At 41.9% G+C, this 24,408-nt stretch carries 22 protein-coding genes; 7 read left to right on the forward strand and 15 right to left on the reverse strand.

Going from position 1 to position 24,408, the window contains the following annotated elements; genetic code table 11:
* Positions 1 to 62: 62 nt before the first annotated feature.
* The 3 genes from N693_RS0117380 to N693_RS0117390 are packed head-to-tail and all read left to right on the forward strand — an operon-like array spanning position 63 to position 2,524.
* Complete coding sequence (locus N693_RS0117380) at positions 63 to 695, forward strand: GNAT family N-acetyltransferase (protein WP_025786102.1); 633 nt, start codon at positions 63 to 65, stop codon at positions 693 to 695.
* Positions 696 to 710: 15 nt separating this feature from the next.
* The gene (locus N693_RS0117385) at positions 711 to 1,361 is read left to right on the forward strand and encodes an acetoin utilization AcuB family protein (RefSeq protein ID WP_025786103.1); all 651 of its coding nucleotides are present in this window, start codon (positions 711 to 713) and stop codon (positions 1,359 to 1,361) included.
* On the forward strand, positions 1,358 to 2,524 hold the full coding sequence (locus N693_RS0117390; protein WP_025786104.1) for an acetoin utilization protein AcuC: 1,167 nt from the start codon (positions 1,358 to 1,360) through the stop codon (positions 2,522 to 2,524). Before N693_RS0117385 ends, N693_RS0117390 begins: the two co-directional genes overlap by 4 nt.
* Before the next feature lie 90 nt (positions 2,525 to 2,614).
* Here N693_RS0117390 and ccpA read toward each other — a convergent pair whose 3' ends face one another.
* A complete protein-coding gene (ccpA, locus tag N693_RS0117395) occupies positions 2,615 to 3,619 on the reverse strand; it encodes a catabolite control protein A (protein WP_025786105.1) in 1,005 nt (334 codons plus the stop codon).
* 82 nt (positions 3,620 to 3,701) lie between these two features.
* Complete coding sequence (locus N693_RS0117400) at positions 3,702 to 4,784, reverse strand: bifunctional 3-deoxy-7-phosphoheptulonate synthase/chorismate mutase (RefSeq protein ID WP_025786106.1); 1,083 nt, start codon at positions 4,782 to 4,784, stop codon at positions 3,702 to 3,704.
* A gap of 161 nt (positions 4,785 to 4,945) precedes the next feature.
* On the opposite strand from N693_RS0117400, the gene N693_RS0117405 reads away from it, so the two are divergent.
* Entirely contained in the window at positions 4,946 to 7,078 is a 2,133-nt protein-coding gene (locus tag N693_RS0117405; RefSeq protein WP_025786107.1) for a cell division protein FtsA, read from the forward strand.
* Positions 7,079 to 7,118: 40 nt separating this feature from the next.
* Here N693_RS0117405 and N693_RS19770 read toward each other — a convergent pair whose 3' ends face one another.
* From N693_RS19770 to N693_RS0117440, 7 genes are all read right to left on the reverse strand, one after another.
* Positions 7,119 to 7,820: a YtxH domain-containing protein gene (locus tag N693_RS19770; protein WP_025786108.1), complete on the reverse strand. Its 702-nt coding sequence runs from the start codon at positions 7,818 to 7,820 to the stop codon at positions 7,119 to 7,121.
* Between the two features lie 293 nt (positions 7,821 to 8,113).
* On the reverse strand, positions 8,114 to 9,427 hold the full coding sequence (gene murC, locus N693_RS0117415) for a UDP-N-acetylmuramate--L-alanine ligase (protein WP_025786109.1): 1,314 nt from the start codon (positions 9,425 to 9,427) through the stop codon (positions 8,114 to 8,116).
* Between the two features lie 77 nt (positions 9,428 to 9,504).
* On the reverse strand, positions 9,505 to 12,285 hold the full coding sequence (locus N693_RS19775) for a DNA translocase FtsK (protein ID WP_025786110.1): 2,781 nt from the start codon (positions 12,283 to 12,285) through the stop codon (positions 9,505 to 9,507).
* Between the two features lie 202 nt (positions 12,286 to 12,487).
* Positions 12,488 to 13,093 carry a YtpR family tRNA-binding protein gene (ytpR, locus tag N693_RS0117425; protein WP_025786111.1) on the reverse strand — a complete coding sequence of 202 codons (606 nt, stop codon included), beginning with the start codon at positions 13,091 to 13,093 and terminating at the stop codon, positions 12,488 to 12,490.
* Positions 13,090 to 13,908: a DUF1444 domain-containing protein gene (locus tag N693_RS0117430; RefSeq protein WP_025786112.1), complete on the reverse strand. Its 819-nt coding sequence runs from the start codon at positions 13,906 to 13,908 to the stop codon at positions 13,090 to 13,092. Before N693_RS0117430 ends, ytpR begins: the two co-directional genes overlap by 4 nt.
* A 30-nt stretch (positions 13,909 to 13,938) precedes the next feature.
* A complete protein-coding gene (locus N693_RS0117435; protein ID WP_025786113.1) occupies positions 13,939 to 14,457 on the reverse strand; it encodes a hypothetical protein in 519 nt (172 codons plus the stop codon).
* A gap of 162 nt (positions 14,458 to 14,619) precedes the next feature.
* Positions 14,620 to 15,693: a M42 family metallopeptidase gene (locus N693_RS0117440; RefSeq protein WP_025786114.1), complete on the reverse strand. Its 1,074-nt coding sequence runs from the start codon at positions 15,691 to 15,693 to the stop codon at positions 14,620 to 14,622.
* 173 nt (positions 15,694 to 15,866) lie between these two features.
* On the opposite strand from N693_RS0117440, the gene N693_RS0117445 reads away from it, so the two are divergent.
* Positions 15,867 to 16,181, forward strand: coding sequence for a PepSY domain-containing protein (locus N693_RS0117445; RefSeq protein WP_025786115.1), 315 nt, complete (start codon positions 15,867 to 15,869; stop codon positions 16,179 to 16,181).
* A gap of 199 nt (positions 16,182 to 16,380) precedes the next feature.
* On the opposite strand, the gene N693_RS0117450 is transcribed toward N693_RS0117445, so the two are convergent.
* Genes N693_RS0117450 through dat form a run of 4 tightly spaced genes read right to left on the reverse strand, consistent with a single transcriptional unit; the run spans position 16,381 to position 19,821 of the window.
* Positions 16,381 to 17,226, reverse strand: a complete 846-nt coding sequence (locus N693_RS0117450; protein WP_025786116.1) for an MBL fold metallo-hydrolase — start codon at positions 17,224 to 17,226, stop codon at positions 16,381 to 16,383.
* A gap of 23 nt (positions 17,227 to 17,249) precedes the next feature.
* Positions 17,250 to 17,900, reverse strand: coding sequence for a tRNA (guanosine(46)-N7)-methyltransferase TrmB (gene trmB, locus N693_RS0117455; RefSeq protein ID WP_025786117.1), 651 nt, complete (start codon positions 17,898 to 17,900; stop codon positions 17,250 to 17,252).
* Positions 17,901 to 17,932: 32 nt separating this feature from the next.
* Positions 17,933 to 18,937, reverse strand: coding sequence for a hypothetical protein (locus tag N693_RS0117460; RefSeq protein ID WP_025786118.1), 1,005 nt, complete (start codon positions 18,935 to 18,937; stop codon positions 17,933 to 17,935).
* Between the two features lie 26 nt (positions 18,938 to 18,963).
* Positions 18,964 to 19,821 carry a D-amino-acid transaminase gene (gene dat, locus N693_RS0117465; RefSeq protein WP_025786119.1) on the reverse strand — a complete coding sequence of 286 codons (858 nt, stop codon included), beginning with the start codon at positions 19,819 to 19,821 and terminating at the stop codon, positions 18,964 to 18,966.
* Positions 19,822 to 20,172: 351 nt separating this feature from the next.
* Between dat and N693_RS0117470 the strand changes: the two genes are divergently transcribed.
* Positions 20,173 to 20,394 (forward strand): DeoR family transcriptional regulator, encoded by a 222-nt coding sequence (locus N693_RS0117470; protein ID WP_025786120.1) that lies wholly within the window; start codon positions 20,173 to 20,175, stop codon positions 20,392 to 20,394.
* A 54-nt stretch (positions 20,395 to 20,448) separates the two neighbouring features.
* Here N693_RS0117470 and N693_RS0117475 read toward each other — a convergent pair whose 3' ends face one another.
* Together N693_RS0117475 and N693_RS0117480 are read right to left on the reverse strand one after the other, a co-directional pair.
* Positions 20,449 to 21,168 carry a pseudouridine synthase gene (locus tag N693_RS0117475; protein WP_025786121.1) on the reverse strand — a complete coding sequence of 240 codons (720 nt, stop codon included), beginning with the start codon at positions 21,166 to 21,168 and terminating at the stop codon, positions 20,449 to 20,451.
* Complete coding sequence (locus tag N693_RS0117480; RefSeq protein WP_025786122.1) at positions 21,169 to 22,788, reverse strand: polysaccharide biosynthesis protein; 1,620 nt, start codon at positions 22,786 to 22,788, stop codon at positions 21,169 to 21,171. It abuts the gene before it with no gap.
* 195 nt (positions 22,789 to 22,983) lie between these two features.
* Between N693_RS0117480 and N693_RS0117485 the strand changes: the two genes are divergently transcribed.
* The gene (locus tag N693_RS0117485) at positions 22,984 to 24,258 is read left to right on the forward strand and encodes an NAD(P)/FAD-dependent oxidoreductase (RefSeq protein ID WP_025786123.1); all 1,275 of its coding nucleotides are present in this window, start codon (positions 22,984 to 22,986) and stop codon (positions 24,256 to 24,258) included.
* Positions 24,259 to 24,408: the final 150 nt, after the last annotated feature.

Here is a 24,408-nt window from a genome sequence, read left to right on the forward strand (position 1 = left end):
ACGTTCATAGCTTTCATGTATACTGTAAGCAGATGGATTATCAGCATAAGGCGGTGAAATGGTTGGAACATGTTAAAACCTATAATGCGTTAGAATTGAAGCATAAAAATGGAGATCTTATTATTGAAGGACCCATTCGGACGTCCGATCTTGAAAGTTATGCTTTCCATGAAGGATTAGTGGCGTTTAGAGCACCTGCACAACAACACCAAGCACTCATTGGCATATCAAAATTGCCTGAAGGGCGAATTATTGTTGCTAGAGAACGAGACCAAATCGTAGGCTACGTCACTTTTTTATATCCTGATCCACTTGAACGATGGTCTGAGGGTAATATTGAAAACTTGATTGAATTAGGTGCGATTGAGGTTATTGCAAAATATCGGGGAGGCGGTGTCGGTAAAGCGTTACTGGAAGTCTCCATGATGGATGATGCGATGGAAGACTATATTGTCATTACAACCGAATACTATTGGCATTGGGACTTGAAGGAGACAAAGCTGAATGTATGGGAATACCGAAAAGTCATGGAAAAAATGATGAAACATGGAGGACTCGAGTATTTTGCAACGGACGATCCTGAAATTTGTTCGCATCCGGCTAATTGTTTAATGGCCAGAATAGGTAAACGCATCAAGCAAGAAGATGTTCAACGATTTGATAGCTTACGATTTAAAAACAGATTTCTGTACTAAGAAAGAAGGGACACTATGTTAATAGAAGAAATCATGAAAACTGAAGTCATTACATTAACACCCGATCATACGGTAAAAGAAGCTGCAGATTTAATGAGGACTCACCATATAAGGCATCTCCCAATCGTGGTCCAGGACAATCAACTCGTAGGTATTGTTACTGATCGGGACCTAAAAGAAATCTTACCCTTTGGAGACCAGCAGACAGAGAATCTTTCTACTGTGTATGATATGCCACTTTCTGCATGCATGGTAAAAAATCCGATTACAGGACACCCCATGGATTTCGTAGAGGAATCCGCTTTAGTGTTTTATCATAATCAGATTGGTTGTCTGCCCATTGTTTCCAATCAGCAGCTCATCGGAATTATTACAGAAACTGATTTATTGTATAAATACATTGAACTGACGGGAGCTCATCAGCCTGGTTCACAAATTGAAGTTCGTGTGCCTAACATTCCCGGAATTCTACATGAAGTGACTAAAGTGTTCAATGAATTTCAAACAAACGTTCAGAGTGTCCTAGTCTATCCAGACAAAGAAAATGAGTCTAATAAAATTCTAGTGATCCGTATCAAGACGATGAATCCAATTCCAATTATTGAAGGTCTTAAGGGACGTGGATTTGACGTTCTTTGGCCGAACTTCCCTGGGACAGATGTATGAAAAAAGATGCCGTTTTCATTTTTTCGGAAGATCAGCTAGGATACTCATTTTCTGACACACATCCATTTAATCAAAAAAGAATTTTGTTAACACTAGATTTACTAAAAAACTCGCATGCGATTAGTGATGAAGATATCATCGCACCACGTATAGCAACGGATGAAGAATTACTGTTAGTCCATGAACCCAAGTTTGTTGAGATGGTAAAAAAGGCAGGAAAAGGTGAAGTCGGAACTGAAATCGGTAGTGTCTATGGGATAGGTACAGAAGATACGCCAATTTTCCCCAATATGCATGAAGCAAGTGCCATGCTTGTAGGGGGTACACTGACAGCTGTCGATGAAGTGATGAATAACCGCGCCTGCTATGCGCTAAATCTTGGAGGCGGACTCCATCACGGATTCCAAGGGAAAGCTTCGGGATTTTGTGTATACAATGATAGCTCTGTTGCCATTCGTTATTTACAGAAAAATTATGGCGCTCGAGTTCTTTATATCGATACAGATGCTCATCATGGCGACGGGGTTCAATGGACTTTCTACGATGACCCTGATGTATGCACTTTGTCTATCCATGAAACAGGACGTTATCTATTCCCTGGAACTGGCCACGTAACAGAACGTGGGAACGGTAAAGGCTACGGGACATCGTTCAACTTCCCAATCGATGCTTTCACAGAAGACGACTCTTTTTTAAAAGTCTATGAAACCGCTTTCCGCGAAGTAGTAGAATGGTTCAAACCAGACGTAATTCTGACTCAAAATGGCGCCGATGCTCACTTTTTTGACCCGTTAACACATTTGTATGGCACGATGGAGATTTATAAAGAGATTCCAAGGATTGCCCGTGAACTTGCTGATGAATATTGCGAAGGACGATGGATCGCGGTAGGTGGTGGTGGTTATGACATTTGGAGGGTCGTTCCGCGTGCATGGTCTCATATTTGGTATGCTATGAAAAAAATTCCTCACCCGAATGGACCGCTTCCAAAAGAATGGCTGAATCGCTGGCAGCCAGAGTCCCCAGTTCCGCTCATCGAAACGTGGGAAGACCCAAATCCGCTATACAAACCGATTCCGAGAAAAGCAGAAATTGAAGAAAAGAATGCACAAGTCATGGATCGTTCACTACATTACATACGAAGTGAGCAACAACCAAGGTAGTTTGGACAATTATTCGATTGAAAAAGCACAAAAAAGCAGAGAGCTTACGCTTCTCTGCTTTTTGCATTTGAAATTCACTTGTATTGAGGGTTATTTGCCTTTTACAGAATCCCGATACTCCAATTGATATGGAAGAATCACTTGTTGCTGATTAACTTCTTCGCCGTTCATCAACTTCGTTAAAAGTCGCATCGAAACGGCTCCTAAATCATATAACGGCACTCGAACTGCCGTTAACTGAGGACGGACCGCACGAGCAAGAATGGAGTGCTGGAAACATATCAGCTCCAAATCATCTGGAACAGTAAGACCTGCATCTCTAATTCCGTTCATGATTCCTACAGCAATTTCATCATTGCCCGCGAATATAGCTGTTGGTGGTTCTGGCAGCTTTTTTAAACGGTTCCATACTTCATATGCATCATCGTATGTATTATCCGTTTCCACAATATACCCATCAGGAATAGATAATTCCGCTTCTGACATCGCGTCTTCATAGCCTGTCTTTTTAGAGAGTCGATTGATATCCCTGCTGAAGGGGCCTGAAATGAATGCAATGCGCTTGTGATCGTTTTCGATCAACTCTTTCACTGCTGAATATGCAGCTTCTTTGTTTTCAATATTCACAGTTGGAAATTCTAGTTCGGAATCCAATGTTCCTGCCAACACGATAGGAATGTTTGCAGACTTCATTTCCTTACGAACATCATCGGAGATCGAATCGCTCATGAAAATCAGTCCATCCACTTGCTTCCCAAGATGATCTTCAATTAGTTCCATTTCTCGAAGAGGACGTTTGTCTGAATTGGACAAGATGATGTTATACTCATACATCGTCGCAACATCTGCAATTCCTCTGGAGAGTTCTGCGTAATAACTTTTAGAAATATCTGGAACGATCACACCTATAGTTGTCGTTTTTCTGCTGGCGAGGCCGCGTGCTACGGCATTTGGCCGATAGCCGAGCCGTTCAATGCATGCTGTTACCTTCTTACGCGTTGCTGGTTTCACGTTGGGGTTACCATTGACCACCCGTGATACAGTAGCCATTGAGACGTTCGCTTCTCGAGCCACGTCATAAATTGTTACCGCCATACTGACCTCCCCTTTCTCTGTCATTTTTTCTTTCTTTCTTAGTATACCAAAACGCCGGAGCAATGTAAGCTCCGGCGGGAAATTATACGATTTGATGTGTATTCATAAAACGTAGCATCTCTTCGTAGAATTCGTCAAATTGTTTGATGTTCATTTGTTGTGCTGAATCAGACAAGGCAACCGCCGGGTCTGGATGTACCTCAGCCATGACGCCATCTGCACCTACAGCGATTGCTGCTTTAGCAGTCGGAATCAAAAGGTCTTTTCTACCTGTTGAGTGCGTAACGTCAACAAATACAGGTAGGTGAGTTTCTTGCTTTAAAATTGGAACAGCAGAAATATCTAGTGTATTGCGAGTTGCACGTTCATACGTCCGAATGCCTCGCTCACAAAGCATAATCTGCGTATTTCCTTTTGACATGATGTATTCTGCCGCGTGAATGAATTCATCAATCGTTGCAGCCAATCCACGTTTTAACAACACTGGTTTGTTTGCTTTACCTGCTTCTTTGAGAAGCTCGAAGTTTTGCATATTACGCGCACCGATTTGAATGACATCTATATAGTCAAGTGCTTCTTCTAAGTGAGATGGTGTAATAATCTCGGTCACAATGGATAAGCCAGTCTCATCAGAAACACGCTTTAAAATCTTCAATCCTTCCAATCCTAACCCTTGGAAGTCATACGGTGACGTCCGTGGCTTATATGCACCGCCTCGCATCATCGTCAATCCTTTTGCCTTAATGGATTCGGCGACTGCCAACACTTGTTCATATGATTCGACAGCGCATGGTCCGAAGACGAATGATGGAGTTCCATTCCCTATTTTTTCACCGTTAATGTCGACGATTGTATCCTCTGCTTTTCGCTTACGTGAAACGAGCAGCGCCTTTTTCTGTTCGTCTTCTTGAATTTCAAGAGCGGACATGAAAATACCTTTAAATACTTGTTCAAGAATACCATTTGGAATGGGTCCCTTGTTCGCATCTTTCAAGAAATCCAGCATTTCTCTCTCTCGAACCGGATCATAACGATTAACACCTTGTTTTTCTTTTACTTTACCAATTTCTTGCACTACAGCCGTACGATCATTAATGAGATCTAAAATCTTTACGTTCAGTTCAGTTACCTGAGACCGAAGCTCTTCCAAATCATTCTGGCGCATAATCATTCTCCTCCCCATTCATAGCATTCCCTTTTCGCATCGGAGAATGTATGGTACATTTTATAATAATAGACCTAGTATAATGAACCTCAGTTGAAAAGTCACGCTATTTCGCTAAATCGTCATATATAATATATCGGAAAGTCTTAGGAGGTACTAATGTGACGCCTTTATTTGCACTGGACATTGGAACACGTTCCGTTGTTGGAATCATATTGGAAGAAGTCAATTCAGGGTATCACGTAGTCGATCTTGAAGTAATCGAGCACAAAGAGCGTTCCATGTTAGATGGACAAATACATAACATCGTCAGTGTAGCTTCAGTGATTGGGGAAATGAAAGCCTTACTTGAAGAACGCCACGGCCCATTGAAGAAAGTAAGCGTGGCAGCTGCTGGACGAGCATTAAAAACTGCCACTGGAAAAATGTCAGTGGACATCACAGAGCATGCATTGATCAATACAGAAGATATTAATCGTTTAGAACTCGGTGCAGTCCAAAAAGCCCAGCAAGAGTTGCTGTCTTCTGACTCTATTACTTCAGAGAATCCGTATTATTGTGTCGGTTACTCTGTACTCCACTACTTATTGGATGATGAAGAGATAGGTAGTTTGATAGACCAAACTGGACGATCTGCCAGTGTGAAAGTCATCTCTACTTTCTTGCCTCGCGTCGTTGTGGAGTCCTTGTTATCTGCACTCAAAAGAGCAGATCTTGAAATGGAAGCTCTCACCCTTGAGCCAATCGCTGCAATCAATGTCCTCATTCCACAATCGATGAGGCGTTTAAATGTAGCATTGGTGGATATTGGTGCCGGGACTTCGGATATAGCACTAACAAATAATAATACGGTTTCTGCTTTCGGTATGGTTCCTATTGCTGGCGATGAAATAACCGAAGCTCTAAGTTCCAGCTATTTACTAGACTTCCCTGAAGCAGAGCGCGTAAAACGATCACTTATCGGAGACGAATTCGTCGTCTTCAACGATATTCTGGGCTTTGAACAACAATTTCCTACACATGAAGTCGTAGAGACGATTCACTCAACGATTGACCGCCTTGCAGCCTCCATTGCTAATGAGATTTTACGCCTGAATAGCACTTCTCCGCAAGCTGTCATGTTGGTTGGTGGCGGTAGTTTAACCCCTGCTCTATCGAGTAAACTTAGCGAAGCTCTGGAACTTCCTTTGCAACGGGTTGCTGTACGTGGTCTAGATGCGCTCTCAGAGGTTACACTTGCCGAGCATATCCAATCTTCTCCTGCACTCGTTACACCCATTGGAATCGCAATTGCTGCAAAACGCGCACCAATACATTATATGTCCGTGACGGTGAATGAGAAAACAATCCGGCTCTTTGAGCTGAAAGAAATGACTGTCGGAGATGCTCTTTTAGCAGCTGGTATTAAGGCCAAACATTTATATGGTAAACCAGGTCTTGCTTTACGATTTTCACTCAATGGTCAAGAAATCACGTTACCCGGTAGCCACGGCACTCCTTCTGCAATTTATAAGAATGGGGAATCAGTCAGTACGAAAGATCCAATTCGGGATGGAGACTCCATCCAACTCGTATCAGGTGAAGACGGACGTTCAGCACAAGCCGTCATTGCAGATGTTACGGAACTGGATGCAGACTCTATTTCTGTGACGATTAACGAACGTCGAGTTGTCTTGAAAACAGAAGTGATAGTGAATAACGAACCTCAGGATATACAAACTACAATTCAAGATCGAGATGATATCAAAGTTCACCAAGCTAAGACACTGCGAGATGCCTTTACGGTACTGAATTCAGCTAGCAACAGTCAAAGTTCACTACAGTCGGTTATTCTTAATGGGAAGAGGGTTCATCTTAAACCCAAACCTACCGTTTACTTCCGAAATGGTCTTCCAATTTCACTAACTTCACTTTTAGAGGATGGAGATCACATTACTAGTGAACAAAATTCACTCACTACGGTTGCTGATATTGCCAATGAATTAGGTATTCAATTAACAGAGCAATTAACCGTTTCGTTCAACAGTACGCAAGTAACTATTACGAAACCCCGCTTTTTGGTCACGCTGAATAATAAATCTGTCGAACCCACAGTACTAGTTACTGAAGAAGACCAGTTGAAAGTTACACCTTTAACCGGGCAGCCCATTACATTTAGTGATGTTTTCGCGTTTGTCGATTATCAGCTTCCTACTGGTTCAGCAACTTCCTACAAACTACTTCGCAACAAACAGCCAATCCAATTTTACGATCAGCTGTTCGGAGGCGACGAATTAGAAATTTTAATTACTTAAAAATAGCCATTCAGCTCAAAGGCTGAATGGCTATTTTGGTTCAATTACTTTTAGGCTTTTCATCAGAAACTGCGTTTTGATTGATATTCTTGTCTTTTCCGATGTTTTCTGAATTGTCGTAGGCTACATCACTATTTTTTGTCGTCTGATTGCTTGCTTCTTTTTTCTCTTCGGACTTTTTAGAAGTACCTTTGTTTTCTTTGTTAACAATAGGCTCCTCACCTTCTGATGAAGCAGTGCCATCATCCATTGGTGCAGTCTTTTTTGAAGTCATCGATTTTACTTTTCCAGTTTGGTCCTGGACATTTTTCTTAAGGTCTTCAGACTTTTCCTTCGCCACTGCAGAAAGCTGTGTCGCTTTTTCTTTTGCGGTACTAGACAGATCAGCTGCTTTATCTTTAGCAGTTGCAGTTAGGTCAACTGCTTTATCTTTGGCTGTTGAGCTTAACTCGATGCTCTTGTTTTTAAATTGTACGGCTTGAGTAGAGAAATCATCTCGCATTTCTTTACCTGTTTTCGGTGCTAGGAAAAGTGCTGCAGCAGCTCCTATGACTCCACCTACTAATGCTCCTACTAAAAAGCTTCCAGAACCAGAACTATCCTCTTCATAGAAACGGTCTGTATCTGTAGGGAAATAATTATAGTTCATCGGTAATTGAGATGGCTCTCCGTAAGAGTTTTCATACATATCATCCGAGTTAAGTTCTTTAGTTTGGTTTAGGTTGTTATAGTTTTCGCTCATGCGATCTCCTCCTTAAAATAGTGTTACGTTTTGGTTTGTAATCCCTTGGCTTTTTACGTCTGTCGATACGGTTGGTTGGTAACTTCGCTGAACACTGACTTTCAACGACTCTCCGCTATGTACAACAGATGGAAGCAGTTCACTCCTCCCTGTCCACGTTGTTATGAGTACTTTTACCCTGTCACTCTAAAGGCTAAACTTTGTCCATCATTCCACTTTCGACAGCGAGTGAGTATTTCCTTTAAAATAAATCAAGATTTCATCAAAAAAAGAAAACAGCCTGATGAATTTCATCAGACTGTTTTCTGTTCAGCGATATGTTGCTGATAAGCGTTTAAATACTTTTGTACGTCTCCTGCACCCATAAACAAAAAGACTGCATCTTCATGTCCATCAAGTGCATCAATTGCATCTAGTGTTAAATGTCCAGACCCAGGAATTTTCTCTGCAAGATCATTCACTGTCAGCGTGCCTGATTTCTCACGCGCAGATCCAAATATATCACACAGATAAACTTGGTCAGCTTCTGAAAGACTTTCTGCGAATTCATCCATTAGTGCTGCTGTTCTTGAAAAGGTATGCGGTTGGAATACCGCGATGATTTCACGCTCAGGATACTTCTGTCTTGCCGACTGAAGCGTTGCGCGGATTTCAGTTGGATGATGGGCATAATCATCGATTAGAATTGCGCCATCTGCTTGTATTTCAGTGAACCTCCGTTTTACCCCGTTAAAACTCTTAAGTCGTTCTGCGATAACAGTTGGTTCCAATCCTTCGTACTGACAAAGCGCAATGACTGCCAATGCGTTTTTAATCGCATGGTCACCAGGCATCGGAATTGTAAACGAATGATAGAATTCGTTACGTACATATACATCAAAAGAAGTGCCTCCAGCGCTTTTTACGATATTAGAAGCACTAAAATCATTTCCTTCGCCTAGACCATAGAGGACAACTGGTACATTTGCTTGGATCGCTAAACAGTTCGGATCATCACCACATGCGATAATCGCTTTTTTAACATTCAAAGCCATTTCGCCAAACGCATTCAATACATCCGCCATATCTTTAAAATAATCAGGGTGATCGAAATCGATATTCGTAATGATTGCGTAATCTGGTTCGTACGCTAAGAAATGTCGCTTGTATTCGCATGACTCAAAAACAAAAAAGTCACTGTCTTGAACGCCTTTTCCTGTACCATCTCCAATTAAGTAAGAAATGGGTGCAAAGCCAGTCAGAACATGAGCAAGAAGCCCCGTCGTCGATGTCTTTCCATGAGTACCTGTTATTGCTATAGAAACGGATTGTTTCATGTATTCCGCCAAAAAGTCATGATAGCGAATTACGTCCAACCCTAGTTCTTTAGCTTTCACTAATTCTGGATGGGTATCCGGGAATGCATTACCTGCAATTATTGTAAGTCCTTCAGTAATATTGTCTGCACTGAAAGGTAGTACGGTTATAGAACGATCATGAAGAGGTTCCTCAGTGAAAAAGTGCTTCTCCACATCTGAGCCTTGAACTTCGTTTGATGAATCGTGAAGGATTTGAGCGAGTGAGCTCATTCCTGATCCTTTAATACCTGTAAAGTGAAATTTCGTCATTGTGCAACCTCCTGGGAGCAACCTGTTCCCTAATATCTCTCATTGATAATTCGTAATGTAAGTTCATATTCTTATTCTTATGCTTCATGATCAGGATTCAGAAATAACTCCAAGTCTGCTTCTGTTAAATACACATCCCGAGAACGACTTCCTCGTTGTTCTGATATGAAGCCATGCGCTTCCATGCGATCCATAATTTTCGCAGCACGATTGTATCCAATACTAAAGTGACGCTGCATAAGTGAAGTCGACGCGCTCCCCTGCTCAATGATGAAGGAGCAGGCTTGAGTGAACAGTGGATCTGATTCCTCTTCTTCAACAACAGCAGCAAGCAGATCTTCCTGACCGAATAAGTACTCTGGTGAGGCTTCACTTTTAACGTGGTCAATAATGCATTCAATTTCGTCATCTGTTACAAATGTGCCTTGTAAACGGATGGGTGATGATTGTCCGTTTCCGATATACAACATATCTCCCCTACCAAGAAGGCGTTCAGCTCCTGCACCGTCGATAATCGTACGGGAATCGATTTGAGAAGACACAGCAAATGCAATACGTGTTGGAATATTTGCCTTAATGATGCCAGTAATAACATCAACTGATGGGCGCTGCGTTGCAATAATCAGGTGAATACCACATGCTCTTGCTTTTTGAGCAATTCGACTAATCGATACTTCCACATCATTCGGTGCAACCATCATCAAATCTGCAAGCTCATCGATGACAATGAGTAAATATGGCATCTTTTGTGCAAATTGACGATTCGCTTCTGCCATCTGGTTATATCTCTCAATATTCCGAGCACCCGCATGCGCAAATAGCTCATAACGCCGCTCCATCTCATCGACTGCCCATTTTAAAGCGGCTGTCGCAGCCTTTACATCAGTGATAACAGGGCTAATAAGATGTGGAATGCCATTGAATGGCGCTAATTCCACCATTTTAGGGTCAATCAACATCATTTTAAGTTCTGTTGGCGAAGCTTTGTACAATAGACTCACGAGAATTGAGTTAATGCATACCGATTTCCCTGATCCTGTTGCACCTGCAATCATTCCGTGTGGCATTTTACGCAAGTCGATTGTTACCGGTTCCCCTGTTAAACTCAATCCAAGTACCGCTTCGAGTGGTGAATCCGAACTGGTGAACTTATCAGTATCAATGACTTCTGAAATTCGGACAGGACGTGTTGTCCGATTTGGTATTTCAATCCCGATCGAGCTTGTACCAGGGATAGGTGCCTGAATACGGATATCTTCTGCCGCAAGAGCTAATTTCAGATCATCTGTTAAATTACGGACTTTGCTAACTTTAGTTCCAAATCCGACTGTCAACTCAAAACGCGTAACTGTGGGTCCTTGAACAGCTTCTAATATGTCTGCTTCTACTGAAAAATGAGACAGCGCTTCGACTAGCTTCTCAGATTGTGAAGTTAGCCATTCCGTATCTTCTTGCTGCTCTTCAGCTGGTAGCAAATCTTCAATAGAAGGGAAAACATAATGAGGAAGCACTTGTTGCTCCTCCTCCGGTTCCTCTGATAACGTTGCTATGCTCGTAAGTGGTGCTGGTTGAACCAATTCAACCTGTTGACTGTTCTGCCTCATTCCAGGCTGAATCTGAGATACTGGCTTTGCTGGTTGAATCTCTTCGCTAACATCAGATAATTGCTCGTTTTTCATAGGCGTTGGAGCAGGTTCTTTGATTGCTTCAGCATTCGAAACGGCAAGCGTGCGTAACTGTTGCTTCTCTTTATCAGTTTTCAACATGACGACATTAAAAGGAACAATTTTTTCATGTTTGCTTCTATCTAGTTCAGGGGGTGTAGTGGATTCCTCTACAAATGGAACACTACTGCCCTCTTCATCATACAATTCTTTGGAATCCGCTTTTACAGGCTCAGTTGGTTCAGTAATCTCATCCTCTGCGGCCACTACGTCAAGTTTCTCAGGTAATTCATTTACTGACTCATCCTGCACCGAAATCACTTGATGGACTTCTTCAGGTTCATGCTCTAAAACTGCAATTTGCACACTCTCTTCAACTGTATCCTCTTCCATTTTTTCAATAGGTTCGGATTCAGAATTTATGTGATCCGTCGTTGAAGGAAGCGACACGCTTTCTTCCAACCTAACTAACTCTGATTCTGACTGATTCGATTCAGTCATAGAAGGTTCATGCATTTCATCCATTACTTCGTCAACTTCATTTTCGGTTTCGGAGTACTGGCTGGTTTTCTTAGTCCCATTAGAAAGTGATCCAATTTTTCTTCCAGAAGGTAATACTTCTTTCGGCAAGAAGAGATTCGACGGTCGATGCTCTCTCGTATTTGGTTCACTCCCATGACTAGAAGTGATCTCATGTTCAATTTTCGCATTGGTTCTTTTTGGTTGTGAAAATCCATATACAGGTGAAGGAACTTCCGTTGGTGTAAACGGTTTGTTAGTGCGTTGTTTCACAATTTCTGTTTTACGTTTAACTGTTTTTTCTAATTCAGGTTTTACGGTTCTATTTTTTTCTGTAAGTTCTTTATATTTCGCTCTATTACCTGCTCTATGGATTTTTCCTATAGGTGGTTCTGCAGGCCATCTGTTATTTTTGTATAACGGTATCGATTCAGATGGGTCATCTTTTTCTACTAAAGGTGCTACTTCTTGCTTTATTTGTACAGGTTCATCGGGATCTTCTTCCCATCCATAAATTTCAGCATCAGTAATCATAGGAAATCTAAATGCCGGCCGCTGCGGCGGGGTTGGTTCTTGCGGTTGTTCTAGCTCAGGTGATTCTGTGTTCAAGTCTTCAATTGTCTCATCAGATTGCGAGCCGAACATACGACCCATAGTTTTTTTAATCCAACTCACTCTATCACTCTTTTCATTTCAATCAACCTATTTTAACAGAAAAACAAGGATAAAATCAAATAGTCGTGTGCTAGGAAGGAAACGAAACGGTATCATAGGTCGCTTCAACTATCTTTTTTTGATAAAAACAACATACGGCTTGTTGAATTTTTCCTCAAAAAAACAGAGAACTAAACTAGCTTCTCTGTTAACAGAACTATTTTCAGTTTGTAAATGCACTTCCAACTTTTGCATCTGCAGATAATACAAGAATACCTTTTTCAGCTGGCGCATCCGGTAACGCTAATTCTTTTGCAGAACAAATCATTCCTGAAGACGGAACTCCACGTAGTTCTGCGTCGCGAATAATCATACCAGATGGCATCACAGCTCCCACTTTTGCAACTACTACTTTTTGGTCACTTTCAACGTTCGGTGCTCCACAGACGATTTGTAAAGTCTCTTCTCCTACGTTCACCTTACAAATATTAAGCTTGTCCGCATTTGGGTGCTTTTCTTTTGAAACAACGTGTCCTACAACGAATTTCGGACTGAAATCTACATTTAGCTCCAGTGAGACACTGTTCTTTTCAAGTGCTTCTTGAATCTTCGCAACGAGTTCAGGTGTCAATTCAATAGAACCATCCGCATGCTCACCTACGTATTGAGTTGCGTGAAATACGTTGAATGCTACCGGTTTACCTTCTTGCGCGGCTTTAATAAGTGTAATATCACCTTTTGATTCAATTTCTGTTTGCTCAGGACGCTCTGTTGTCAGTTGTACCATCAACACGTCACCTACACCATGCTGGTTAATAAAGACGTTCATTTCTTTTTCTCTCCTTTTTCTGCGACACGATTTTTGGCCATGATGAAAATAGGTTCCAGCTCCCCATCGTAATAGAGGAACGACAAAGACGTAATCGGCACTGTCCCTACAGTGAAGAAGTGCATCGTCATTTGAGCCAGGACATCATATCCTGTGTCATTTTGGATATCTCCGATGATCAATACATCTTGATGAGGCACAGAGACCGTCATATGACCGTCAATACGGGAAGACATCTCCTTTAAAAATGAAGCATTTAAAATACGGCTTGCATCATATCCATCATTTATGTTGAGGAAATAATAGTTATTGCCCGCTACTTCATCTACTTTAACATCTGTCGGCAGTTTTCGGGCATTAAATAATGCCGCTTCCGTAATTTCTTTCTCAGTCTTGCCAAGTGATGACAGCATACTTTCGTCTATCAAGCGATAAGTTTTCCCTTGGTCCAAAGCATAGTAGATTGCTGTTTCTGCCGTATGAGGTTTCACAAGGAATGGGCTACCCGCTTTAGATTCTTTCGGGAACGAAGTAGAACGGATCACAGGAAGAATGATGGCATTTTCATTGAATCCTTGTTGCTGTTCAGCTTCCATTGCATTAAATGTCTCTTGAATGGTGTAGACGACTTCTTCAATCGCTGCGTCTGATTTCAGTTCATATTTCGAAAGTATTTCAGGCAGGGAAATGTCCATCCCCCTATGTAGCCCTTTATGATCGAGACGTACTCGATCCGCTTTTTTATCAAACTTCCATTCAAAGTTTTGCGAAGGAAGGCGTTTTTTCAGTTCTTCCACTAATTGTTCTGATTTCAATGTTTTCACCTCTTTTAAAATGTTATAGCTTTACGAATCTATTTGTACAGAACTAGCGATTTCCATCATACGCTCGATTGCTGTAACAAGATCTTCTTTTTGCACAATAGCAGTCACTTGAACGGGACCAGATCCCGTCACAACTTCAACCGAAGAATCTCCATGGGCACTAATTGCAGCAAATCCGAAGACACCTGCATCGGAAAAAGTTTGTAGCTGGATGTATTTTTTACTTGAATCTGCCATTAATAACTCATAATACACTTGCGAGTCTTGCTTTGCATTCGGATCAAACTGTGCGGTATAAGTTTGAGTGCCTTTTGAAAGCTCCATTGTGCGCTCTGCTTTCATCACATCCGCTGTCCAGCCGATTGGCTTATAGAATTCGACTCCATCTATTGCTTCAGTTGGTTGTTTACGGTTCATCTCAAATGCATCTCGTGCTGATTGCATTGCTTCATCTGTTTGTTCTTCAACAGTTCGACCACATCCCGTAAGGACAAGTAATAAAACTGCCGCTGTTAATAAGTGGGTATATTTCCGAATCACATCTTCGCCTCCGCTTCAGTACAGTATGTATAGTTTAGCTGTCAGCACTTATCCGCGCAACCATCAGAACCGCAAGTCACTAGAATACACAATGAAAAGCAGTCGGTTACAGATTAAACTCTGTTACCGACTGCTTTTATATCGTTGCATCGCAATTGGAACTTAAACGTTTTGCTTAATTGTTTCAAGAGTTGTTTTGTCACAAGTTGTCACTAATTTAACAAGAAGTTCCTTCGCGGCCGCATAATCATCCGTATGAATGATCGATGAGGATGTGTGAATGTAACGGGAACAGATACCGATTATAGCGCTTGGTACACCATCGTTTGATATATGAACTTTACCTGCATCCGTTCCACCTTGGGAGACGAAATACTGGTAAGGAATGTTATTGGTTTCCGCCGTATCGAGGATGAATTCACGAAGCCCACGGTGAGTGATCATCGTTCTATCCAGAATGCGCAGTAGTGTTCCCTTACCGAGCTGACCAAATTCTGTCTTGCTACCGGACATATCATTTGCAGGACTTGCGTCAAGTCCGAAGAACAAATCAGGATCGATCATATTTGCAGCAGTTTGAGCACCGCGGAGTCCGACTTCTTCCATTACAGTCGCTCCAGAGAAAAGCTGGTTTGGAAGGTCTACGTCTTTTACTTCCTTCAGCAACTCTAGTGCAAGACCGCAACCATATCGGTTATCCCATGCTTTTGCCATAATCTTTTTTTCGTTTGCCATCGGAGTGAATGGGCAAACTGGCAAAGCCTGTTGACCGGGCCGAATTCCGATGCGCTTTGCATCTTCCAAATCATCAGCACCGATGTCAATCAGCATGTTTTTCACGTCCATAGGCTTAGCGCGTTGTTCGTCTGTCAAAAGATGTGGGGGAATGGATCCGATAACGCCTGGAATTACACCTTTATCCGTAATAATTTCCACACGTTGTGCAAGCATTACTTGGTTCCACCAGCCACCCAATGTTTGGAAACGGAGCATACCATTTTCCGTAATTCCAGAAATCATGAAACCGACTTCGTCCATATGTCCAGCTACCATTATTTTAGGGCTATTCTCGGGTCCTTTGCGAACACCAAAAATGCCTCCCAAATTGTCCTGAATCATTTCATCCGAATATTTTTCAAGTTCTCCCCGTAAATAATTTCGTACGGCATGCTCATTTCCGGGCGCACCTGGTAATTCTGTTAGCGTTTTAAACATTGCAAGAGTTTCGTTATTCATAAAAGGATTACCTCCACTTTAAATTATGTACATTAAGTATTGTAGAACAATTCAGTCGAAAATACCAATGGTCTAATTCGTGTCTCGAAAGAATAGAGTGAGGAGTCTCGCTTATTCAAATTGAAAGTGGTATGATACACTTATTAAAACGACTACTAAGGGGTGCTGTCCATATGAAGTTCAAAGAATTTGCTGCCGGCGTTCTTACCGGTGCAGCTGCAGGATTGGTCGTCAAAGAAGCCGTAGATCGTGCAAACTCTTCTGTTCCAGCTGAGCAAGTATTAAAGACAGTAAAAGATGCATTTAAAAAAGAAGGACCGATTGATGGTTCTTGGATTGTGATGAAAACCGAGCCGTTCACAAATAACGTAATTTCCATGAACGTATACAGAGGCGGAGTTTCCCGCATTAAAAATGGCATCTTGGAACAATATGAATTTGCAGCAGACGCTAAAACAGGAACTGTTGTCGAGCTTGTTAAAAATTAATCATTAAGCCTTATCCAACAATGAAAAAGGGACTGCCCCATGAGATCATGTGAAATGACTCCTTGGGTCAGTCCCTTTAAATCTGCTTAAAATAAATTAGAGCGTAAACAGTATTGACTTTCGTTAAAGGTGGATGCTTTGATCAGTGTCAATGATCTTTCACCGAAGCCTGCATCTGCTACGCCCATTCAACAGTATATCAACGAGTTCTCCCTATCGACTCGACTACGTTTTTACCAGTCTCGTCGAAACGAACGATCCGGTAAACGGCGTCGTGGTAGAAGAAGAAACGATGACCTTCTTGGCGAGCTTCTTTCATGAGCTTTTCTTTTGCGAAGATGGAATCCATTGGGTAGTCATCAAACGCTAGGACCCAAAGTGGATTGCTGTGTGCATGCGTCGGCATGATGTCCGCCATATGGATCATCGTCTCTCCGTTTTGCTCAAGACGGATAATGCTGTGACCATCGCTGTGACCACCTGTGTGAACCATCGTGACTCCATGCAAAGGTGAAAACTCTTTATCGAACGGCTTTACTTGGTCTTGTATCGGCTCCCAATTTTCCTTGAAATAGGTATTTCTTGAGCGGATGTTTGGATCACGCATTTCATCCCATTCAATTTGCGAGACATAAATCTCGGCATTCGAAAAAACAGAAACAAGTTTGTCTCCTTGCCATTCTGTTAGGCCAGCCGCATGATCATTATGCAAATGCGTCATGAGCACCATATCGATGTCTTCAACAGTTAAGTTAAGCTCTGAAAGACTCTCTGCAACTCGGGTTTCCGCACGGATTCCTAAGTTACGTTTTTTCTTTTCATCCAATTTTCCTTTACCAATACCAGAATCTATCAACAAATTCTCCCCTTGAAATTGAAGTAATATTGGATCAGTCCGCAATTCAATCAAGTTGTTCTCATCAGGTGCATACTTTTTAGCCCACATTGCTTTCGGAACAACGCCAAACATCGTTCCCCCATCCAAATAGTTGACGCCGCCGTCCAGCCATGTGAGTTTCATATCGTGAAAATTGTATGTATCCATTCAAACATCCCCTTTTGGTTGAATTATACTTTGCTCATGAACTTTGCTTCCAGACGGTAGATTGGTTGTCCTTTAGCTGAAAACTTCTCTTCATATTCTGTCATGACGTTATCTTCAGGCACTTGGGCATGCAAGTCCAGTGATACATCCAACAAACGCATTCCGTACTCAGACAACGATACGAGCGAGTACTCAAATAATCCGCGGTTATCTGTCTTAAAATGTATTTCTCCACCTTCAGGCATGACAGCCTGATATAAACTTAAAAACGTGCCATGAGTAAGTCGTCGTTTAGCATGTTTCGTTTTAGGCCAAGGATCCGAGAAGTTCAAATACACACGCGAGACTTCTCCTTTTTCAAAAATATCGGTAAGCTCTTTCCCATTGGCGCGAAGCAATCTCAGATTAGCTGGAACTCCTGAATCTACCACTTTTTCAACTGCAGATACAATAATGCTATCAAAATGCTCGATTCCGATGTAGTTGATGTCGGGATTTGCAAGTGCCATTCCAACAACAAACTGACCTTTCCCAGTACCTACTTCTACATGTACAGGGTTGTCATTCCCGAATATAGTGGACCACTTCCCACTTTTCGTTTCTGGCTCCTTTATGACAATACCCGCATGCTCATCTAAATAATCTTTCGCCCATGGTTTATGACGTAATCTCATCGTTCAACAACTCTCTTCTAAATTATTCTTATTTATTCTTGTTCGGTTTCTAATTGTTCTTCTTCTGTCTCAAACAGTCGGCTCGCAGCCGTAGTTTGACAAAGATCTAATAAGACTTGTGCAGCCCTAAACTGTTTGGATTTCATCGGAATACTAGACTTCTTCTCTTTTTCTAACCATTTAGGGTAATCTCTTCGATCAATGATTTGTATGTCATGTGCAACTCCTGGGAAGTCAATGTAGCTCTCTCTGGAAAGTAAGATTTTACGAATTGGAAAGTCCACTTCAGCAGACGTAAACAGGCTGGACACAATTTTCCCCATTCGGTTTAAGCCAATTGTTGGATTCAGTAATTTGGATTCTTTTTCACCCAGCTTTTTGGTCCAAAATCGTTCTCCACTTCCTACTAATACGGAACCTTCCTCTGCTTGTAGAATTGTCATACAAATACATTCCACGGGTGTCATAAGGACAACTTCCAATTCGACAGGTGCTTTTTTTATTTTCAAAACAGGATAATAGAAAAGTAAATAGCTATCTGGCAAGCTCTCTAAGAAATCATGAAGCAGCTTGTCCCTCATGAATTTCCCGTCTATTCGAGATCGTTCTGTCAGCGTAGAACTCGCCCATTTTAACTGAAAGTGAAAAAGCTGATCGATATACAACTTGCGTAACTGTTGGATCGAACGTGGGTCTTGGATAATATTTGGAGTGAACTGTAGCTCATCCACTTCTATAGAAGGTTCTGTACCAAGGGCTTCCATTTGTTCTTCTTTTCGAAAAGGAAGGAAGCGAGATAACGAGGAAAAACGTTTTTTCCCCACTTCCTCTTGAGTACCAATATCCTTTTCTGATTTCTTTTCTAACGTTTCCTCACCCGCAGCAATTTGCCAACTGGCTAAATCGACTCCGTTGTCCCACTGTCGCTTCATCCGATCCCATTGAGATCTTTTCAGGCGGATGAACTGGTTCGTATAACGAGACAAATCATGTTCATAACGCGAGACGTAATCGAGCATTTTGACAAGCTGGGCCATCTTTCGACTCACCTGCGCTTTCTGATTCAGTTAATTTTCATTTTTAGTTCGTGGATTGTTTCCTCAAAAACTTGCTGTAATCGTTCCGTCAATCTACCTGGTGCACCATCTCCGACAGATTTACCGTCAATGGAAACGATCGGTGTGATCTCTGATGTTGTAGAGGTAAGGAATAGTTCATCCATTTCATTGAATTGCTCTAGAGTGAATGGCTCTTCCATGACACCGATACTATGTTTCGCACATAATTTCAGCACGACTCTACGTGTAATCCCATTTAAGATCAAGTTAGTTGCAGGATGTGTGTAAAGGATCCCGTCTTTCACACCAAACATATTTGAAGAAGAACCTTCCGTAACAATTCCATCGCGCACAAATACCGCTTCTGCGCAACCCGCTTCGTGAGCTTCTTGTTTTGCCAATACATTTCCTAACAAATTCAAGCTCTTAATGTCACAGCGTAACCAACGGATATCATCTGTTGTTTTCACGGCTACCCCTTCTTTAATCTTAGAGAGCGGGCGTGGATTATGAATGGCATAAGCCGTAATCATCGGCTTGACATCTTCACCAGGGAAGTTATGCATCCGGGGAGCAGCACCACGAGTTGCTTGAATATAGACGTGTCCTTCTATTATACCATTATCAGTAGCTAATTTTTTTGCGATTTCCGTAAACTCCTCAATTGTATAAGGTAGGTCTAGACGGATTTTTTTTGCACTTTGCAAAAACCTAGTAAAGTGTTCCTGCGCGGTATAAAGCTTTCCTTCATATACTTTAATGACTTCATACACACCATCACCGAAATAGTAACCCCGATCATCAATTGATACCTTCATCGTTTCTTTATCTGCGTATACCCCGTTATTAAAGTAAATTGTCATCATTATGCTCCTCTCAGTTACAATTGAATTGTGGCTGTTTACATACAGTCTATGTGAGTTCAGTTAATTTGGCGAGCGTTTGTTTGCTGTCAAAACAGTTCTCTCCATTTTCCCATGTTCTTAAAAGAAAATAAAGAACTTTCCACTTGCTGTTGGAATGCTAGAATCACAAGCGATTTTAGCATACTTTTTCAACAATATACGTTATACTAGTATTGTCAGAACAAACAGTCTGACTAAATTTTGCTGGAGAGGATGTGCGGAGCAAAGGCGATTTCGAAGAGCTAACGTAACATTTCCACGTCTCAAACCAAGTCGATTGGAAATTGATGATGAAGGAGTGGTTCAAAGTTGAATCCTGCTACAGATCGAATGCTGACCCGTATTAAAGATGTCTATTTGTACATCTATGGTAATGGTACTGTCACCACAGAGAATGTAGTCCAAGAATTTAGCATCACGGCGCGTACCGCACAACGGGATTTAAATGTCCTGGAGTACAATGACCTCATTACGAGTCCGGTTCGTGGCCAATGGACAACGACAGCAAGAAAAGTGAAATTGCCTTCTTAACGCTTATCTATGGCCGCCCAGCCTCAAAAAAAGGGCTGAATTGCCTCAAGCAATTCAGCCCTTTTTTCGTGGATCTACTTCGTTCAACTCCTGTTGTGTCAGCTCCCTAAAATGTCCTAACGGAAGTGACTCATCCAGCAACAGATTGCCCATCGACACCCTTTTCAAATAGACCACTTTTTTATCGACCGCTTCAAACATCCTCTTTACTTGATGGAATTTTCCTTCCGTAATGGTCAGTTCAATTTCTGAGACAGAATCAGAAATGATTATGTTCAAAATTCCTGGTTTTGTGTGGAAACCATCTTCAAGCGTGACGCCTTTTGAAAAAGCAATCACATCCTCTTCCGTTACTCTCCCATCAATCTTCGCATAGTACGTTTTCGGTATATCCTTTTTCGGTGACAACAGCTCGTGTGTAAGCTTACCATCATTCGTAATGAGCAGTAGTCCTTCTGTATCTTTATCAAGACGCCCAACAGGAAATGGCTCGAAACGTTGTTCGTTCTCAGAAAGTAAGTCAATTACAGTTTGGTCCCATTTGTCCTCAGTTGCGGAAATGACTCCAGGTGGTTTGTTCATCATAATGTAGATGAATTCCTGGTGAATGACGGGCTCACCTAACACATCCACTGAATCCTTTTCGGGATCCACATGAGCGCCAGGATCTTTCGCAGTCACCCCATTCACACGGACTGTCCCTTTTCGTACGAGCTGTTTCACATCTTTCCGTGTACCAAAACCATTATTTCCAAGTAATTTGTCAAGTCTCAATTATGATCTCCCCAAGCCCAATTTCTTTGTAATTCGTGTGATTTTGTCTCCAAGTAACTTTTGTGCAAGTCCGCTTTTGAATGACAAGAAACCGTAAACGATCATTCCTACTCCACTACAAATCATTAGGTAAAATAACGCCTGTAGTTTTCCTTCAGGAACATGGATTGCATAGAGAACATACCGTGTCAGTAATACAGCAGCTAGCATGATTGCATTGAAGAATAGAATCAGGATTGTTCGACGAACGACAAGTTTTGATTGGTAGTTCAATTCTTTCTTGATGACAAAAATGTTTACACCGACAGCGATTGCATATCCGATAATAGTTGCAGCAATGGCACCATTCACTTCAAACATTTTGATAAGCGGTACATTTAAAATGAGTTTGAAAAGCAATCCAAGAAGGGATGTAAAGACAATCCACTTATGCTTATCTATTCCCTGCAAAATGGCCGCGGTTACTGTATATAAACCGAATAGGATTGCTGCAGGTGCATAACTTCTTAGCACATCAGCCCCAATCGCGTTTTGTTGATATAATATTTGATACGTTTCACTGGATAATGCCATAATGCCTACTACCATTGGAATCGTTAAGAACAACATGATCTGGTAGGTTTGATCGAGCGACCGGGTTATTCCTTTTTGGTCACCCTTTGCATAATACGTCGTCATCACTGGAATCAGCGCCATGGAAAATCCAGTTGCCACCATTACAGGAATCATAACGATTTTGTGAGTCAAGAAATTGAGCATCGTTAAATACATATCCGTCACTTTAGCTAAGCCGATAGAAGACATCGTGCCATTAAACGTAATCATATCTACAAACTGATACAGCGGGTTAATAACACCTACTAATACAAATGGTAAAATATACGTAATGACTTCTTTGTAGATGGTTGAAACAGGAATTTCTCCAGCTGGAGGGCTATTCTGTAGTAACCCATTCAATTCTGGCCTATACTTCTTCCAGTAAAGCAATAGAGTAGCCAAACTTGCAAGTGCGCCAATGAATGCAGCGAACACGGCAAATTTAACAGCGGTCTTAGGTGAACCACCAAGAACGTCAACTACGAGATATGCCCCAATTAAGACTACCGCTATCCGGACAATCTGCTCAACCAGTTGCGATACCGACGTTGGTTCGAACTTCTGGTATCCCTGTAAAAAACCACGGATCACACTCATTATTGGAACAGCCAATAACGCATAGCTGACCCAACGTATGACAGATGCAATATCTTGGACCGTGAACTGTTGCTCGTCATCTTTAATGACCATATGAGCAATCGGTTCCGCCATAAAGTAAAGTGCTAAAAAGGCTAGAACTCCCGTCAACGCCATAACGCCAATACTCGACTTCATTAACTTCCTACCTGTAGCGTAGTCCCCTAACGCATTGTACTTGGAGACAAATTTAGAAACCGCAAGTGGAGCACCGGAGATTGCAATAGAGAGTGCAATATTATAGGGAATATATGCGTACTGATAAAGACCCACATTTTTCTCTCCGACGATGCTGTAAAAAGGAATTACATACAACAGCCCGAGTGCTTTTGATAAAAATAGGCCGATCGTTAAAATCGCAGTGCCTTTAACAAGATTAGATGCCATTAAATTATTCCTTCCCATCTTTCAATTACACCTAGGCGACATAAAATACAGATTTTTCAAAATCCGTAACACTCGCTATAGGTTTTCACTGAGTTCAGTCAAACTACTTTACAGTTTACTCCGCAGGAACATATTTCACAATGTTTTATCCCCATTAGTGTTGTATACTGTAGAAAAACTGAAAGTGTGATTTATATGGTTGACGTAATTATTATTGGTGGCGGTCCTTCAGGATTGATGGCTTCAATTGCAGCTGCAGAATCCGGGAACCGCGTGCTCTTACTCGATAAAGGAAAAAAACTTGGTAATAAGCTAGCCATTTCAGGTGGCGGACGGTGTAACGTGACAAACCGACTATCTGTAGAAGAAATTGTAAAACACATCCCCGGCAACGGAAGATTTTTATATGGACCGTTTTCGGTCTTTAACAATGAAGACATTATTTCATTTTTCGAAGGTCTTGGTGTGGCGTTAAAAGAAGAGGATCATGGTCGCATGTTCCCTGTTTCAAACAAAGCAAAAGACGTGGTCAATGCGTTGCTAAGCGAAATGGCAAGATTGGGCGTTGAAATCAGGACGGAAACGAAAGTGAAAAAGTTGCTCATGAACGAAGACGAAATTCTCGGTGTCCGGTTATTGGACGGTGAAGAGATTCGCGCTAAATCCGTCGTCGTCGCAGTTGGTGGAAAAGCCGTCCCTCACACGGGCAGTACAGGAGATGGCTATCCGTGGGCTGAACAGGCAGGACATACCGTGACGACGTTGTATCCGACGGAGGTTCCCTTATTATCCAATGAAAAATTCATTGTGGCAAAAGAACTTCAGGGACTCGCGCTTCGCGACGCAGCAGTATCTGTGTTGAACGCAAAAGGCAAAATTCTTGTGACACATCAGATGGACATGCTGTTCACCCATTTCGGACTCAGTGGTCCAGCTATTTTACGATGCAGTCAATACGTCGTAAAAGAGCGTATGAAAAACGGTGATCAGCCTGTTGTCATTAAAATTGATGTATTGCCAGACGACAATGAAGAACAAGTTTTTCAGCAGCTAACAGCGACGTTGAAAGAAGATCCTAAAAAAGCTTTGAAGAATGCATTGAAAGGAATCGCGCCTGAGCGTTGGTTATTGTTCTTGTTCGAACAAGCCGACATGGATGCGAACGAACCTGCGAATACGTTCTCTTCGGAAAAGATCCGGAAACTCGCAAATCTGCTGAAGACCTTCCAAATGAAAGTGAACGGCACGCAACCAATTGAAAAAGCATTTGTTACAGGCGGCGGTGTGTCGGTGAAAGAAATCGAACCGAAAACGATGGCTTCACGTAAAAAAGATGGCTTGTATTTCTGCGGTGAGATCCTTGATATCCATGGTTATACAGGTGGTTATAATATTACGTCTGCACTTGTTACTGGTAGGCTCGCTGGCATGAATGCGAGTTTACGTGCTTCAGAAAAGATGATGGGATAACTAATTGGCCAAGACGTTTCGATTCGCGGAACGTTTTGGCTATTTTTTTTGATTGAGGAATCGATAGGGTGCGTCGTGGGAACGGGCGGTTTCCAATGCGAAACGAGCGGGTTGAACATGGGAACGGGTAGGGTCATGCCTCCACCTTTC

This window comes from Sporosarcina sp. D27 (assembly GCF_000586555.1).
In the GTDB taxonomy this organism is placed as follows: Bacteria; Bacillota; Bacilli; order Bacillales_A; family Planococcaceae; genus Sporosarcina.